The 15,417-nt window shown below is 65.2% G+C and carries 14 protein-coding genes; 5 read left to right on the top strand and 9 right to left on the bottom strand.

Annotated elements, in window-relative coordinates; translation table 11 throughout:
* Nucleotides 1–81: 81 nt before the first annotated feature.
* Nucleotides 82–972 (bottom strand): SDR family oxidoreductase, encoded by an 891-nt coding sequence (locus tag P9236_RS08380; protein ID WP_278074133.1) that lies wholly within the window; start codon nt 970–972, stop codon nt 82–84.
* A gap of 130 nt (nt 973–1,102) precedes the next feature.
* Here P9236_RS08380 and P9236_RS08375 point away from each other — a divergent pair, with 130 nt between their 5' ends.
* Nucleotides 1,103–2,023, top strand: a complete 921-nt coding sequence (locus tag P9236_RS08375) for an AraC family transcriptional regulator (protein ID WP_278074132.1) — start codon at nt 1,103–1,105, stop codon at nt 2,021–2,023.
* 20 nt (nt 2,024–2,043) lie between these two features.
* Here the strand turns inward: P9236_RS08375 and P9236_RS08370 are convergent, their stop codons facing one another.
* The gene (locus tag P9236_RS08370) at nt 2,044–2,874 is read right to left on the bottom strand and encodes a UDP-2,3-diacylglucosamine diphosphatase (RefSeq protein WP_278074131.1); all 831 of its coding nucleotides are present in this window, start codon (nt 2,872–2,874) and stop codon (nt 2,044–2,046) included.
* Between the two features lie 119 nt (nt 2,875–2,993).
* Here P9236_RS08370 and P9236_RS08365 point away from each other — a divergent pair, with 119 nt between their 5' ends.
* The 4 genes from P9236_RS08365 (at nt 2,994) to P9236_RS08350 (ending at nt 8,060) form a co-directional block, all read left to right on the top strand.
* Entirely contained in the window at nt 2,994–3,773 is a 780-nt protein-coding gene (locus P9236_RS08365) for an SDR family oxidoreductase (RefSeq protein WP_278074130.1), read from the top strand.
* Between the two features lie 170 nt (nt 3,774–3,943).
* Nucleotides 3,944–6,268 (top strand): NADP-dependent malic enzyme, encoded by a 2,325-nt coding sequence (locus P9236_RS08360; RefSeq protein WP_278074129.1) that lies wholly within the window; start codon nt 3,944–3,946, stop codon nt 6,266–6,268.
* A gap of 121 nt (nt 6,269–6,389) precedes the next feature.
* Nucleotides 6,390–6,788, top strand: a complete 399-nt coding sequence (locus P9236_RS08355) for an MAPEG family protein (protein ID WP_278074128.1) — start codon at nt 6,390–6,392, stop codon at nt 6,786–6,788.
* Nucleotides 6,789–6,848: 60 nt separating this feature from the next.
* Nucleotides 6,849–8,060 carry a DUF2865 domain-containing protein gene (locus P9236_RS08350; protein ID WP_278074127.1) on the top strand — a complete coding sequence of 404 codons (1,212 nt, stop codon included), beginning with the start codon at nt 6,849–6,851 and terminating at the stop codon, nt 8,058–8,060.
* Here the strand turns inward: P9236_RS08350 and gltX are convergent.
* From gltX to P9236_RS08315, 7 genes are all read right to left on the bottom strand, one after another.
* Nucleotides 7,978–9,351 (bottom strand): glutamate--tRNA ligase, encoded by a 1,374-nt coding sequence (gene gltX, locus P9236_RS08345; protein ID WP_278074126.1) that lies wholly within the window; start codon nt 9,349–9,351, stop codon nt 7,978–7,980. The genes P9236_RS08350 and gltX overlap by 83 nt on opposite strands.
* A gap of 118 nt (nt 9,352–9,469) precedes the next feature.
* A complete protein-coding gene (locus P9236_RS08340; protein ID WP_278074125.1) occupies nt 9,470–10,291 on the bottom strand; it encodes an IclR family transcriptional regulator in 822 nt (273 codons plus the stop codon).
* A gap of 28 nt (nt 10,292–10,319) precedes the next feature.
* Nucleotides 10,320–11,345: an ABC transporter ATP-binding protein gene (locus tag P9236_RS08335; protein ID WP_278074124.1), complete on the bottom strand. Its 1,026-nt coding sequence runs from the start codon at nt 11,343–11,345 to the stop codon at nt 10,320–10,322.
* On the bottom strand, nt 11,342–12,361 hold the full coding sequence (locus tag P9236_RS08330; RefSeq protein ID WP_278074123.1) for an ABC transporter ATP-binding protein: 1,020 nt from the start codon (nt 12,359–12,361) through the stop codon (nt 11,342–11,344). The genes P9236_RS08335 and P9236_RS08330 overlap by 4 nt, the downstream gene beginning before the upstream one ends.
* Nucleotides 12,358–13,575: an amidohydrolase/deacetylase family metallohydrolase gene (locus P9236_RS08325; RefSeq protein ID WP_278074122.1), complete on the bottom strand. Its 1,218-nt coding sequence runs from the start codon at nt 13,573–13,575 to the stop codon at nt 12,358–12,360. Before P9236_RS08325 ends, P9236_RS08330 begins: the two co-directional genes overlap by 4 nt.
* Nucleotides 13,575–14,438 (bottom strand): ABC transporter permease, encoded by an 864-nt coding sequence (locus P9236_RS08320; protein WP_278074121.1) that lies wholly within the window; start codon nt 14,436–14,438, stop codon nt 13,575–13,577. The genes P9236_RS08325 and P9236_RS08320 overlap by 1 nt, the downstream gene beginning before the upstream one ends.
* Entirely contained in the window at nt 14,438–15,379 is a 942-nt protein-coding gene (locus P9236_RS08315; protein WP_278074120.1) for an ABC transporter permease, read from the bottom strand. The genes P9236_RS08320 and P9236_RS08315 overlap by 1 nt, the downstream gene beginning before the upstream one ends.
* Nucleotides 15,380–15,417: the final 38 nt, after the last annotated feature.

Genomic DNA, 15,417 nt, shown 5'->3' with positions numbered 1-15,417 from the left:
CCAATCGATCAGGCTAAAGCTGTTGAAAGACAAGGAATCTCGAGCCCGAGGCGCATCCGCGTCCCGGGCTTGTCGCCTGACTCAGCCCTGGAAATAGACCGGCTGATCGACGTCCTCGATCAGCCCGACCTCGGTTGGTTCCCAACCCAATTCCTGCCGGGTCAGCGCGCTCGAGGCCTCGTTGTCGATCGCGGCGAAATGCGCGAACCAGCCGAAGTGTTCGGCGGATTCTTCCTTGCTCTTGCTGACCACCGGCACGCCGAGCCTCCGGCCGATGACGCCGGCGATTTCGCGGAACGGCACGCCTTCCTCGGCGACGGCATGGTAGCGGGCGCCGCCGCGGCCCTTCTCCAGCACCAGCCTGTAGAGCCTGGCGGCATCGAGCCGGTGCACGGCGGGCCAGCGGTTGAGACCCTCGCCGGTGTAGACCGAGGCGCCCTTCTCGCGCGCAATGCCGATCAGGATCGGGACGAAGCCATGATCGCCGGCGCCGTGGACCGACGGCGGCAGGCGGATGATCGAGACGCGCGCACCCTTCTCGGCAGCGGCGTAGGCCGTCTGCTCCGAGACGCGCGGGATCGCTGGGTTGGAGGCGGGCGGAACGTCCTCGGTCGCGACCCGGCCCGGCTGCACCAGCCCGATGCCGGAGGTGACGATCAGCGGCCGGTCTGAGCCGGCAAGCTCCATCCCCATCGCCTCGATGGCGCGCCGGTCGGTCTCGCAATTCTCCTTGAATTTCGAAAAATCATGGTTGAAGCCGGTGTGAATGACGCCGTCCGCCCGCGCCGCGCCGAGGCGGAGGCTGTCGAGATCCTCCAGATTCCCCTTGAGCACCTCGGCGCCCATGGCGGCGAGAGCCTCGGTGCCGGCATCCGAGCGGGCGAGGCCGAGCACCTGGTGGCCGGCTCTGAGGAGTTCCTGGACGGTGGCCGAGCCGACAAAGCCGGTGGCTCCGGTGACGAAGACACGCATTGCAGTTTTCCTTTGCTTGATTTGATCGGCGCCGCTGCCTTGGCGGCGCGTGACGATCAAATAAGCACTTGAGGAAAGACGATCCATGCTGCAAAGTCCGTATTATCTTCGCAATCGTCCAGGAGCGCGCATGGACCCGCTATCGGATGTGCTGTCGCTGTTGAAACCGCAGAGCAATGTCTCGGCCGGCTTCGATGCCGGCGGAGACTGGGCTATCGAGTTCCCCCGCAACGTCGGCATCAAATGCTACGCGGTCGTCTCGGGCCAGTGCTGGCTGGTCGTGGAAGGCGTGCCGGAGCCGGTGCACCTCACCGCCGGCGATTGCTTCCTGCTGCCTGGCGGCCGGCCATTCCGTCTGGCAAGCGGCGTCGAGGTGAAACCCGTCGGCGCGCACACTATCTTTCCGCCGGCCCGCGCCGGCGGCGTCGTTACCTACAATGGCGGCGGCGACGTCTTCCTGGTCGGCAGCCGCTTCGTGCTGAGCGGCCGTCACGCCGACATCCTGCTGAAGATGATGCCGCCGATAATCCATATCCGCAGGGACGAGGACAAGGCGGCGCTTCGCTGGTCGGTGGAGCGGATGATGCAGGAGCTCAGCGAAGGCCAGCCGGGCGGCTTCCTGGTGGCGCAGCACCTCTCCCACATGATGCTGGTCCAGGCGCTGCGCCTGCATATGGCGGAAGGGCCGAACGGCGGCATCGGATGGCTCTTTGCGCTCGCCGACAAGCAGATGGGCGCAGCGATCGGCGCCATGCACGAGGACCCGGCGCATCGCTGGACGCTGCAGGAACTGGCCGAGCGCGCCGGCATGTCGCGTTCGAATTTCGCGCTCAAATTCAAGGAGATGGTCGGAACGTCGGCGATGGAATATCTGACCCGCTGGCGGATGCTGCTTGCCGGCGAAAGGCTCGCCAATTCCAGCGAGCACACCTCGGTCATCGCGCTGTCGCTCGGCTACGAATCCGAAAGCGCCTTCAGCACGGCTTTCAAGCGCGTGATGGGCGCCTCGCCGCGCCAGTATGGTCGCGACCGCAGCGCGGTTGCCGCTTGAGGCGAGAAGACGGGAAGCGCTCAGGCGGCCTTGACCGCCCTGCCCTTGAGACTGACGATATCGACGGGCATCAGCGTGTCCTTGCCGGCCGGAACTTCGGGCAGCACATGCGCCCAGGTCAGTATTTCCATGCGGCCGTCGAAATGTTCGACCACCGCCGTGCAGCTCTCCACCCAGTCGCCGGTGTTGATGTACTGCACATCGCCATAGTTTTCGATCGCCGCGTGATGGATGTGGCCGCAGATGACACCGTCGACATGCGAGCGCCGCGCTTCCTCGGAGAGCACCGTCTGGAACGAACCGATGAAGTTCACCGCCTTCTTGACCTTGACCTTGGCCCAGGACGAGAACGACCAGTAAGGCAGGCCGAGCAGATGGCGCAGCTTCGTCACCACCCGGTTGACCAGCATCGCGGCGTCATAGGCGTAGTCGCCGAGATAAGCGAGCCAGCGCTGGTTGTGCACCACAGTGTCGAACTGGTCGCCATGGATGACGAGCAGCCGCCTGCCGTCGGCGGTCTCGTGGATGGCGCGATCGGCAACGACGATGCCGCCGAAATGCACGCCCTGGAACTGGCGGGCGAACTCGTCGTGATTGCCGGCGATATAGGTGATCGAGGCACCCTTGCGCGCCTTGCGCAGCAATTTCTGCACGACGTCGTTGTGGCTTTGCGGCCAATGCCAGCTGCGCCGCAGGCGCCAGCCGTCGACGATATCGCCGACGAGATAGATCGTATCGGCATCATGATAGCGCAGGAAGTCGATCAGGAAATCGGCCTTGGCCGCCTTCGAGCCGAGATGCACGTCGGAAATGAACATAGTGCGGAAAGTGCGGGGCTCTGGACCGGACATTGCGATTTCACCCTTTGCTTTCGCGTGCCTATGCCTCGATTCATGCAACAACCGTATGACGGTTGCGGTTGGTCCAGCCCAGGCGCTAGCTTGCCGCCCTTAAAAAAGGAGAAAACACCATGGATCTCGGCATTCGCGGCAAGAAGGCCATCGTCTGCGCCTCGAGCAAGGGACTGGGGCGTGGCTGCGCGATTGCGCTCGCCGAAGCCGGCGTCGACCTCGTCGTCAACGGCCGCAACCCCGAGCTTTTGGCGAAGACCGCGCAAGACATCCGCGACAGCTTCGGCGTCAAGGTGATCGAAATCGCCGGCGACGTCTCGAAACCAGAGGTGCAGAAAGCGTTGCTTGCCGCCTGCCCCGACCCTGACATCCTGGTCAACAACAACGGTGGTCCCCCTCTGCGTGATTTTCGCGAGCTCGACCGCGCAAAAATCCTCGAAGGCGTGACGCAGAACATGGTGACGCCGATCGAATTGATCCAGGCGGTGATCGACGGCATGGCCAAGCGTGGCTTCGGCCGCATCGTCAACATCACCTCTCTGTCGGTCTATGTACCGATCCCCGGGCTGGACCTGTCATCAGGCGCCCGTGCCGGCCTGACCTCGTTCCTCGCCGGCGTGGCGCGCACGGTGATCGACCGCAACGTCACCATCAACAGCCTGTTGCCCGGCAAGCTCGACACCGACCGACTGCGCGGCCCGCATGAGGCAGGCACGCCGGAAGATCCGGCGGCGGCCGCCGCGCGCAAGGCCCGGATCAGCGCCGATGTGCCGGCTAAGCGCCTCGGCACCCCGGAGGAGTTCGGCCAGATCTGCGCCTTCCTGTGCTCGGTCCACGCCGGCTACCTCACCGGCCAGAACATTCCGGTGGATGGCGGCCTGTATGTCAGCGCCTTCTGACCGGGCCGGCCTCCGGCTATCGAAAGCTGGAGAGTAATACGTCAAGAAGCTGAAATAGCTTGATTATTTCGCCTTCGGCAATGCGAACGCCAATATCGTGATTTGGCGTCGCGAAGAATCGTCGCCGCATGCTACAAGGCTCGAAAGCAAGCAAGCAGGGAGGGGCCGCGATGGACGGCGAGAGCAAGAAAACGGCCCGGTCGGACCTCGACGAGGCCGCGCTCTTCTTCCACAAGCACCCCACCCCGGGAAAGCTCGAAATCCAGGCCACCAAGCCGCTCGGCAACCAGCGGGATCTCGCGCTCGCCTATTCGCCGGGCGTGGCCGCCCCTTGCCTCGAAATCCGCGACGATCCGGCGACCGCCGCCGACTACACGGCGCGCGCCAACCTCGTCGGCGTCGTCTCCAACGGCTCGGCGGTGCTCGGCCTCGGCAATATCGGCCCGCTCGCCTCCAAGCCGGTTATGGAAGGCAAGGCTGTCCTGTTCAAGAAGTTCGCCGGCATCGACGTCTTCGACATCGAGATCGACGCGCCGGAAATCGAGCGCATGGTCGAGACGGTCGCGGCGCTCGAGCCCACTTTCGGCGGCATCAACCTCGAGGACATCAAGGCGCCCGAATGCTTCGAGGTCGAGGAACGGCTGAAGGCGCGCATGGGCATTCCGGTTTTCCATGACGACCAGCATGGCACGGCGATCATCGTCGCCGCGGCGGTGCTCAACGGGCTGGAATTCGCCGGCAAGACGATCTCCGACATCAAGATCGTCACTTCCGGCGCAGGCGCCGCGGCACTCGCGTGCCTCAACCTCTTGGTCTCGCTGGGCGCCAAGGTGGATAACATCTGGGTCACCGACCGTTTCGGCGTCGCCTACAAGGGGCGCGCCGAGGAGATGGATCGCTGGAAAGACCCTTATGTGAAGGATACGGAGGCGCGTACGCTGGCCGATGTCATCCCCGGCGCCGATGTATTCCTCGGCCTCTCCGCCGCCGGCGTGCTCAAGCCCGAACTGCTGCAGCATATGGCACCGAAGCCGCTGATCCTGGCGCTCGCCAACCCGACGCCGGAGATCATGCCGGAAGTGGCGCGCGCCGCCCGCCCGGACGCCATGATCTGCACCGGACGTTCCGATTTTCCCAATCAAGTCAACAACGTGCTCTGCTTTCCTTACATCTTCCGCGGCGCGCTGGACTGCGGCGCCAGCGCCATCAACGAGGAGATGAAGATGGCCGCCGTGCGGGCGATCGCGGCTCTTGCTCGTGAAGAACCCTCGGACGTCGCGGCGCGTGCCTATTCCGGCGAGACGCCGGTGTTCGGCCCGGATTTCCTGATTCCCTCGCCCTTCGACCCGCGCCTCATCCTGCGCATCGCGCCGGCGGTGGCGAAAGCCGCTTGCGAGACCGACGTGGCGACGCGGCCGATCGCCGACTTCTCGGCCTACATCGACAAGCTCAACCGCTTCGTCTTCCGCTCCGGCCTGGTGATGAAGCCGGTGTTCTCGTCGGCCAAGACCTCGAGCGCCAAGCGTGTGATCTACGCCGATGGCGAGGACGAGCGCGTGCTGCGCGCGGCACAGGTGGTGCTGGAGGAGGGCATCGCCGAGCCGATCCTGATCGGCCGCCCGCATGTCGTCGAGGTCCGGCTGAAGCGTTACGGCCTGCGTATTCGGCCGGGCGTCGATTTCGGTCTGATCAACCCGGAAGACGACCCGCGCTACCGGCATTATGTCGATCTCCTGATCGAGCTCGCCGGCCGCCGCGGGATCACGACGGAAGCCGCCCGCACCATGGTGCGCACCAATAATACGGTGATCGCGGCGCTCGCGCTGAAGCGTGGCGATGCGGATGCGATGATCTGCGGGCTAGAAGGCCGCTTCGAGCGGCATCTGCGCAATGTCACGCTGATCATCGGGCCTCGCGCCGGCGTCAAGGACCGCGACCTGTCGACGCTCTCCATGCTGATTTCGCAGCGCGGCATCATTTTCCTCACCGACACCTATGTCTCCATCGACCCGACGGCCGAGGAGATCGCCGAGATGACCGTCCTGGCAGCCGAGGAGATCAGCCGTTTCGGCCTGGAACCCAAGGCCGCCCTGCTCTCGTTTTCGGATTTCGGTTCGCGCGACGCGCCGAGCGCATTCAAGATGCGGCAAGCCGCGGCGATCCTGGCGCGCATTGCGCCCGACCTGCAATGCGACGGCGAGATGCATGCCGATACCGCGCTGTCGGAACATCTGCGCCAGCGCGTCTATCCGCATTCGCGACTGAAGGGCGAAGCCAACCTGCTGGTATTCCCGAACCTCGATTCGGCGAACATCACGCTGACGGCGCTGGGCGCCATGATGGATGCGCTGCATGTCGGACCGATCCTGCTCGGCACCGACAAGCCCGCGCATATCCTGACGCCGTCCGTGACGTCGCGCGGCGTCGTCAACATGACGGCACTGGCGGTGGTCGAGGCTGCGCACAAGGCGCAGGCGATCGCCAATCTGGGTTGAGGACCGCTCTGGCCGAAAACGCCGATGGTGCTTCATTGTAAGTTGGTGGTGGCCATCGCGGCCACACTGTCGCGTTCCGATATTTAAGCGCGAAAGACGAATGGGCAGGTGCGAGGGTTGAATGAGCTTCGAACTAGCCATGCTCGCCGCAAGTTGCGTACTCTGTTTCATCCACATAGTTCTCGCCTCGCATTCGGCGAGCTTGCAGCGGGGTTACCGCTGGACGGCGAGCGCCCGAGACGCCGAAGTCCCGCCGCTCACGGGAATGGCGGGGCGCTTGGAAAGGGCCCTGCGAAACTTCGTCGAGACATTTCCGGTGTTCGTGGCGGCGGTTTTTCTCGTCCACGCCGCTGGCCACGAGACCGCGCTCAGCAAGTGGGGAGCCGGACTCTATTTTTCGGCCAGGCTGGTCTATCTTCCGCTCTATGCACTCGGCGTCCCCTTGCTTCGCTCGCTCGTTTGGAACGTTGCGTTTGTTGGAATCGTCATGCTCTTGCTGGCATCGGTATGGCCATACTAGGAAACAGTTAACCACGAACGCGGTAGCCTTCCGGCCACAGGCAATCGGGATTCCAGGCGGATGAAGGGGTTGAAGCTGACGCACCTCGCGGCGCTGCTTGCAGCCTTGGGGGCGTCAGCTGTCGCCGTCACCGAGCCGCAGGCGGCTTCCCGTTCGTGCCGCCAGCTCGAAGCCGAACTCGCCGCCACGCGCGGCGGAGGCGGCGGCCAGGGGCTGATCCGCAAGTATGACGACGCGATCGCGCGCCAGCGCGAACAGCTTTCGAAAGCGCGTAGCCGCGCAAGCGATGCCAATTGCGGCTTCACGCTGTTTTCGCGCAATGTCAGCCAATGCGCGGCGATAAACGTCTCGATCCAGCGCATGAACGCCAATCTCGACACCTTGCAGGCGAAACGCGAGCGGCTGGCCGGTGGCGGCACGCGGCGTGACCGCAGCCGCATCCTCGCGGCGCTCGACGCCAGTGGCTGCCGCGACGACGAGATCGCTCCACGCCGTGCGCCCATTCAAGAGGCCGGCCGCGACAATGGCGCCGGCAATCTCTTCGAACAGCTTTTCGGTCGCGGTCAGGAAACCGAGCCTCTCGACGTGCCCGATGCACCGGAGGTGCCATCCGACGATCCGAGCGTGCGCAACATTCGCCGCGTCATCGGCCAGCCGGACGGCATGGATCTGCCGCGCCTCGACGGCGAATTTCATACCGTTTGCGTGCGCACTTGCGACGGCTATTTCTTCCCGATGTCGAACGCCGCCTCTGTTGCGGATTTCGAGCGCGACCAGAAGAATTGCGAATCGAGCTGCCCGGGCACCGAGATGCAGGTCTTCTACACCCGCGACATGGACGATGACGCCGGCGCGATGATCTCGTCGGCGACCGGCCGTCCCTACAGCGAGCTGCCGACCGCCTTTCTTTACAAGAACGCCAGTTTCCCACGGCCGCCGGCCTGCGGCTGTAACGCGCAAGCCGGCAACTTCTCGATCATCGCCGGCAATCCGCCCAATCCGGAACGGCCGCAACCTGACGGTGAAGCGACGCCGCTCATCCGGACGCCGGCTTCCAAGCCCGATTCTGGCGCCGACCCGGAAACGCTCGCCAATGCCGAAGGCGGGCTCGACCGCGCGGCGATCAAGCGGCTGGTCACCCAGGCGCCGGTGTCGCCGGTGTCGGCATTGCCGCCGGATCAGCGCAAGGTCAGGGTCGTCGGGCCAGCGTTCCTTCCCGACCCATCAGCGGCAATAGATCTGCAAGCTCCGGCCCGGAAGTCCGCCCAGTAAGCGCGAGCCGCAGCGGCATGAACAGCGGCTTGCCCTTGCGGCCTGTGGCTTCCTTGATCTTGCCGGTCCAGTCCTTCCAGACGGTGCCGTTCCACGGCTCTTCCGGCAGAAGGTCGAACGCCTGGTGAAGGAAATCGCGGTCCTCGCCGGAAAACTCCGCCGGCTCTTGCGGGCCGTCGCTCAAGATTCGCCACCAGGCGACCGCGTCGGACAGACGGTCGATGTTGCCACGCACCGCCAGCCAGAAGGACTCCGCCTTGTCGCCGGAGATGCCGAGCACGATCAGCCGGTCTCGCGCCTCCTCGAATGGCATCTGATGCATCAGCGTCCGGTTGAGCACGAAGAGCTCGTCCGGGTCGAACTTGGCGGCGGACTTGGACGTCGCTGCCGGGTCGAAATGCGCGGCGAGCTCGTTGAGATCGTGCGCAGCCGTAACGTTCTCGGAAGTGCCGACAAGCACGGCGAGCGAGGCGACGGCCATCGGCTCGATACCGTCCTGGCGCAGGCTCTCGATCGAAAGCGCGCCGGTGCGCTTGGACAGCCCTTCGCCCGAAACCGTGGTCAAGAGATTGTGGTGCCCGAAGATCGGCGGCTCGGCGCCAAGCGCCTGGAAAAGAGCGATCTGCACGCCGGTATTGGTGACGTGGTCGTCGCCGCGGATCACATGGGTGACGCCCATCTCGATGTCGTCGACAACCGAAGGCAGCGTGTAGAGATAGGTGCCGTCCTCGCGCACCAGCACCGGGTCCGACAGCGAAGCGAGATCGACGGTCTCCTCGCCGCGCACCAGATCGTTCCAGCGCACCTCGGTCCGCTCCGGCTGCAGCGGGTCGCTGGTGAAGTTCGGCAACAGGAAACGCCAGTGCGGCCGGCGCCCGTCGGACACGTATTCGGCCACCTGCTCCGGTGTCAGCGTCAGCGCTTCGCGGCCATAGACCGGCGGCAGGCCGCGCGTGCGCCGCACCTTGCGGCGCAGGTCGAGCTCTTCGGGTGTCTCGTAGCAGGCATAGAGCACGCGCGCCGCCTTCAGCCGCTCCACCGCCGCGTCATAGATATCGACGCGCCGCGACTGGTATTCGGTGACGTCCGGGAAAATGCCCAGCCAATGCAGGTCGTATAGGATGGAATCGGCGAATTCCTGCTTCGAACGGCCGACGTCGGTATCGTCGAAGCGCTGAATGTAGCGGCCCTTGTTGTTCATGGCGAACAGCCAGTTGAACAGCGCGGTGCGCGCATTGCCGATATGGATACGGCCGGTCGGCGATGGGGCGAAACGAACGGTAACTGTCATGAGCGGGGCGTAACGGATGCTTTTAGGCTTGACAAGACGCGCCCCCGCGCAAGCGCAAGAGATAGTGCAAGCCAGCCAGAATGAAAAGCCTGCCGGCCGGGTGTCCCGGGTCCTGAAGTTACGGAGTTCCGTGGCGCCAGCCCAGCCGCTCCTCGATACGCCTGGCGCTTTGCCGGACCAGCGACGTCAAATCGGGATCCTTTTGCCGGAGCTTCACATCCGGCACGACGATTGAAATCGTCGCCCGGCAAGCTCCGAGATTATCGCGGATCGGAGCCGCGATGCAGGCGACCGAAAAATCCGACTCGCCGGCCTGGATCGCAAGCCCGTCGGCCAGCGCGGCCGCCGAGGCGCGAGCGAGCACATGCTTGTCCGTTTCAGCGCGTGCCGTCGGGGAAGCGGTCGCCGAGCGGGCAAAAATGGCGAGACGCTCCGCCTCCGGCAGGTGGCCGACGAGCAACCGGCCGGATGCCGTCCAGTTGAGTGGTGTGCGCGTACCCACACGCGACGTCACCTGGAAATGGTCCTTGCCCTCCTCCATGGCGAGGACGACCATATAGTCGCCGTCGCGACCGCATATCTGGATGGTTTCCTTCGAACTCTGGGCGAGCTCGTGCATTTCCTGCGTCGCCACATTGAGCAGGTCGAGCGTGCGGGCATAAGTCAGCCCATACTGATAAAGCCTCGGCCCGAGCCATAAAAGGCCGCCATCCTTGCGATCGAGAAGCTCCTTTTCGACCATGTCATCGACGATGACATAGACGGTCGACAGCGGCGCGCCGATATCACGCGCGATCTCATAGGCGGTCGCCGGGCGTCCCCGCCGTTGCAGGCAGTCCAAGATCTGCAGCACGCGGTCGATGCCGCTGGTGCGTGAACGGCGCGGTTCGACGGCGACTTCGGTTCGGCTCAGGTCTTGGTCTCTCACGTTAGCGGTCATGTGGTCTCAAATGTTTGATCGCGACGATCTAAAGGGCAGCACCCTGGCGGCGGTCAACCCGTTTCGGATCAGGCAGCCTTTCATTGTGGCGGATGCAAGCCACGTGGTGTCCGCCGCCGACATGTTCGACCGGCGGAACGGCTTGCGCGCAGGCGGCGATGGCTTCGGGACAGCGGGTGCGAAAGACGCAGCCGGACGGCGGCGCGATCGGGCTCGGGATATCGCCGTGCAAAGGCATATGCGTGCGACGCCGCGACGGATCGGGCACCGGCGCCGTTGCCAGCAGCGCCCTGGTGTAGGGGTGGCGCGGCGCGGCATAGACGAGCCGGCTCGGCCCACGCTCCATCACGCGGCCGAGATACATGACCACCACCTCGTCGCAGAGATATTCGACCACCGACAGGTCGTGCGCGATGAACAGAAGCGTGAGCCCGAGCTTCTTTTGCAGATCGCCGAACAGGTTGAGCACCTGTGCCTGCACGGAAACATCGAGCGCCGAGACCGGCTCGTCGGCGACGATGAATTGCGGCTCGACGGCGAGCGCGCGCGCAATGCCGATACGCTGGCGCTGGCCGCCGGAGAACTCGTGCGGATAGCGGCCCGCATGCTCCGGCGACAGGCCGACCAGCGCCAGCAATTCGCCCACACGTTCGGCGCGCCGCCTGCCGCGCGGGTAGCCGGCCGCGTCGAGCGCCTCGCCGATGATGCCGCCAATCCGCATTCGCGGATTGAGGCTGGAAAACGGATCCTGGAAGACGATCTGCAGCTTCTGCCGGTAGCCGCGCATCTCGCGCTGCGACAGCGAAAACAGATCGACGCCGTCGAACAGCGCCTTGCCGCCGGTCGGCTCGACCAATCGCAAAAGCGCGCGGCCGGCCGTGGTCTTGCCGGATCCGGACTCGCCGACGAGGCCGACGGTCGAGCCGCGCTCTATGTCGAAACTGACATCCTCGACCGCGTGAACGATGCGGCCGCCTCTAGCCGGAAAATGCTTGGTCAGGCCTTGCACGCTGAGCAGCGGACGCGCCTCTGCTGATGCAACGGATGCGCTCATAGCTCGGCGCTCCGGATGCAGCGGGATGCGCCATGCGGGCCGGCCGGCACGAGCGGCGGCGGAGCGGTCCGGCAAGGCGCGATGGCGAAATCGCAACGCGGCTCGAAGGCGCAACCGGGCGGCAGGTTGGTGATCGGCGGCACGCTGCCCGGGATCGAATGCAGGGCGCGGCGCTCCCCGGCCGCATCGATGTCGCGCGCAGCGTTCGGCGTGCAGGCGAGCAGACCCCTGGTGTAGGGATGGCGCTGATGCGCGAAGAGATCGTTGACCGGCGCCTGCTCGACGACGCGGCCGCCATACATGACGACGACGTCATGGGCGATCTCGGCCACGACGCCGAGATTGTGGGTGATGAAGAGGATCGACATGCCCATCTCGACCTGCAGCCGGCGCAACAGATCGAGGATCTGCGCCTGGATGGTGACGTCGAGCGCCGTGGTCGGCTCGTCGGCGATCAAGAGCGACGGGTTGCACGATAATGCCATGGCGATCATCACCCGCTGACGCATGCCGCCGGACATCTGGTGCGGATAGTCGTCCAGTCGTGACTCCGCATCGGGGATTTCAACGTGTCTCAGCATGGCAAGCGCACGGTTGCGCGCCTCCCTGCGGTCGACCGGCTTGTGCAGCGCAATCATCTCGCCGATCTGGTCGCCGACGGTGAACAGCGGGTTCAGGCTGGTCATCGGCTCCTGGAAGATCATCGCGATCTCGCTGCCGCGCAGCTTGCGGAACTGCTGCTGGCTGAAGCCGGCGAGATCGTGGACGCGCTCCTGCCGGTCGCGAAACAGGATGCTGCCGCCGGCAATGCGGCCCGGCCGCGACAAAAGCCCCATGATCGAGAGGCTGGTGACGGATTTGCCGGAGCCGGATTCGCCCACCACGGCGAGCGTCCTGCCGCGCTTCAGATCGAAGGTCACGCCATCGACCGCCTTCGCCGTCACCCGGCGCGTCACGAACCAGGTCTTGAGATCGCGAACCGAAAGGATGACGTCGCTGGCTAAAGGCTCGGTCATGATTTCCACCCGCAATGGGGGCAGCCATGGGAACCACCCTCGCCTGCCGGCACATGGCGATGCGCGGCAACAGCCTCTGCGCCTAGGATGGCGTGGCGCGGTTCGAACAGCCTGCGCAGCGTGCTCAAAGCGCCCTGTGAGTCGCGCGCCGCGAGATCGGCGTCGACAACGTCGAACAGCGTGAATTCCGCCGGCTTGCCTTTCTCCAGCAGTCCTTCGATCGGCAAACGGATGGCGCGCCTCGGAGCCGTCGTCGACGCCGCCACCACGTCCTCGAACTTCATGCCGAGCGACAGCAGCTTCGACATGGTCGTGGCCATGTCCCAGACCGAGCCGTCGAGCGAACGGTTGTGAAGATCGGTCGAGATCGTCGCCGGCGGCAGGCCACGCTCGAGCGCGGCCCTGGCGACGTCGAAGGAGAAAGAGGCGCCGCCATGGCCGACGTCGAGCACGATGCCGCGCGCCGCCGCCTGCTCGGCAAGTCGGTAGAGGTCGTCATCCTCGATGATCGAGCCGCCGGCCTTGCCGTTGAAGCAATGGGTGACGATGTCGCCCTCGCTCAGGAGGCCGAGCACATCGTCATAGAGCGGCGGCGGTTCGCCGACATGCACCATGATCGGCAGCTTCAGGATGCGGCTGAGCTTCTTGGCCAGCCGCACCGGCGTCAGGTCCCAGGCGCCGGTAATGACGTGGCTGGCGCGGACTTTCAGCCCGATGATGACGTCGCGATTGGCCTCGACAGTGGCGATCGTCCGGTCGAAATCGATGGAGCGCATGTCGATCAGCTCGCTGACGCGGTTGCAGGCGACAAGGCCGATCGAGCCGATGTTCAGGAAGGCGTAGACGTTCTCCTTCGCGGGCTCGATGATGAACTCGCGAAAGCCGTGGAAATTAGCCTCGCCGGCGGAGCCGGCGTCGACCATCGTGGTGACGCCGCGCGCGGCGCCGCATTGTTCGGGACGCAGCGAAATGTCGGTGCCGCCATACCAGACATGGACATGCAGGTCGGTCCAGCCCGGCGACAGGAAAGCGCCCTTGGCATCGACAACCCTGACGTCATCGCCGGCGGCAATCGCCGATGAGGTCTCGGCGATGCGGCCCTGCTGGTCGATCATCACGTCGATCGGCTTCTCGAAGCCGCCACCGAACCCCACGGGTTTGGCGCCTTTGATCAGCAGCGGCCGGTCGGCCTTGGGGAAGCGATTGGCAAACATCAGATATCCTTGGCGAGACGTGGATCGAGAAGGTCGCGCAGCCCGTCGCCGAGAAGCTGCAGCGACAGCACCGTCACGACGATCGCGCCGCCGGGAAACATCATCACCCAACCGGCCTGGTCCATGTATTGGCGGCCGGTGGCGATCATCGTGCCCCAGGTCGGAATGTCGGGCGAAATGCCGACGCCGAGGAAAGACAGGCCGGCCTCCGCCAGGATGGCATTGGCGAAGATGAAGGTGCCCTGCACCAGGAGCGGCGAGGTGACGTTGCGCAGGACGTGGCGGATCAGGATGATCGGCGTCGGCACGCCCAGCGCCCGCGCCGCCTCCACATAGGGGAGCTCGCGGATAACCAGTGTCGAGGCCCGCACGACGCGGGCGATCCTCGGAGCATAGACGATGCCGAGCGCCACCACGACGTTGGTCGCGGTCGCGCCGAGCGCCGCGACCAGCGCAATCGCGAGCAGGATGTCCGGGAAGGCCATCATGGCATCGATCAGCCGCGATATCGGCGTGTCGAGCCGTTTGAAATAGCCCGCGGTCAGCCCCAAAAACGTGCCGATGATCGAAGAGAGGATGACCACCGCGAAGCCGACGCCGAGCGAGGTGCGCGCGGCATAGAGCATGCGGGTGAACACGTCGCGGCCGAGATCGTCCGTGCCGAACAGGTGATCGAAGCTCGGCGCATGCAGCCGGCTGGCGATCGAGAGTTTCGACGGCGCATAGGGCGCGATGACGGGCGCCAAGATGGCGGCAGCAACGATGATCGCCAGCACGATCAGGCCGATGGCCGATGTCGGCCGGCCGATCAGTCGCGACAGGATGTTGGGTTCGGAATGGAGCGGGACGGAGATCGCGGCCATCAGTAGCGGACCCTCGGGTCGACGACGAGATAGAGCATGTCGATGACGAAATTGACCAGCACGTAGAGGCCGGCAATGACCAGCAGCGCGCCCTGGATAACGGGATAGTCGCGCCTGAGCACCGCCGACACGACAAGGCTGCCGACGCCCGGCAGGCCGAACACCGTTTCCGTCACCACCGCTCCGGAGATGAGCAGCGCGGCGGTGAGCCCGATGACGGTGATGACCGGGATCAGTGCGTTCTTGAAGGCGTGCTTAAGCACCACGCGCCATTCGCTCATGCCTTTCGAGCGCGCCGTGCGCACATAATCGTCGTTGAGCACGTCGAGCATCGAGGCGCGGGTGAAGCGGGTGATCAGCGCCGAGCTAACGAGACCGAGCGCCAGCGCCGGCAGCACCAGGTGATTGAGCCTGACGGCGAACGAAGCGCCCGGGCCGCCATAACCGGAGGTGTCGAACCAGCCGAGCCTGACGGCGAAGAACTGGATGAACAACAGGCCCAGCCAGAAGCTCGGCACGCTCGCCGCGAACATGGCGACGGTGGTGGTCGCCTGGTCGAAGATCGAGCCGCGCTTGTAGGCGGCCAGGATGCCGACCGGCAAGGCGATCAGCGTTGCGATGAGCAGCGAGAAGACGGTGAGGAAGAAGGTCGGCTCCGCGCGCTGGGCGAGCGCCGTCGTCACCGGCTCGTTGAGGAAGATCGACTGGCCGAAATCGCCTTGGACGACGCCAAGGACGTAACGCCCGAACTGCTCCGGGATCGAGCCGTCGAGCCCGAGCCTGGAGCGCAGCGCGGCGATGTCGGCCGCGGACGCTTCCGGCCCGAGCATTACTGCGGCCGGATCGCCCGGCGTCACGCGCACGATGACGAACACGATAGTGACGACCAGCGCCATTACGACGATCATGCCGAGAAGCCTGTTGAGGATCGAGCGCAGCATTGGCGTTCTCTTCGGTGGTTCATCGAAGCGTTCTCGGG

Origin of the sequence: Mesorhizobium sp. WSM4884, from assembly GCF_029625675.1 — a bacterium.
Taxonomy (GTDB): Bacteria; Pseudomonadota; Alphaproteobacteria; order Rhizobiales; family Rhizobiaceae; genus Mesorhizobium.
Note: the sequence above shows the minus strand (reverse complement) of the source record. Positions and strands in the feature narration are given on the sequence as shown.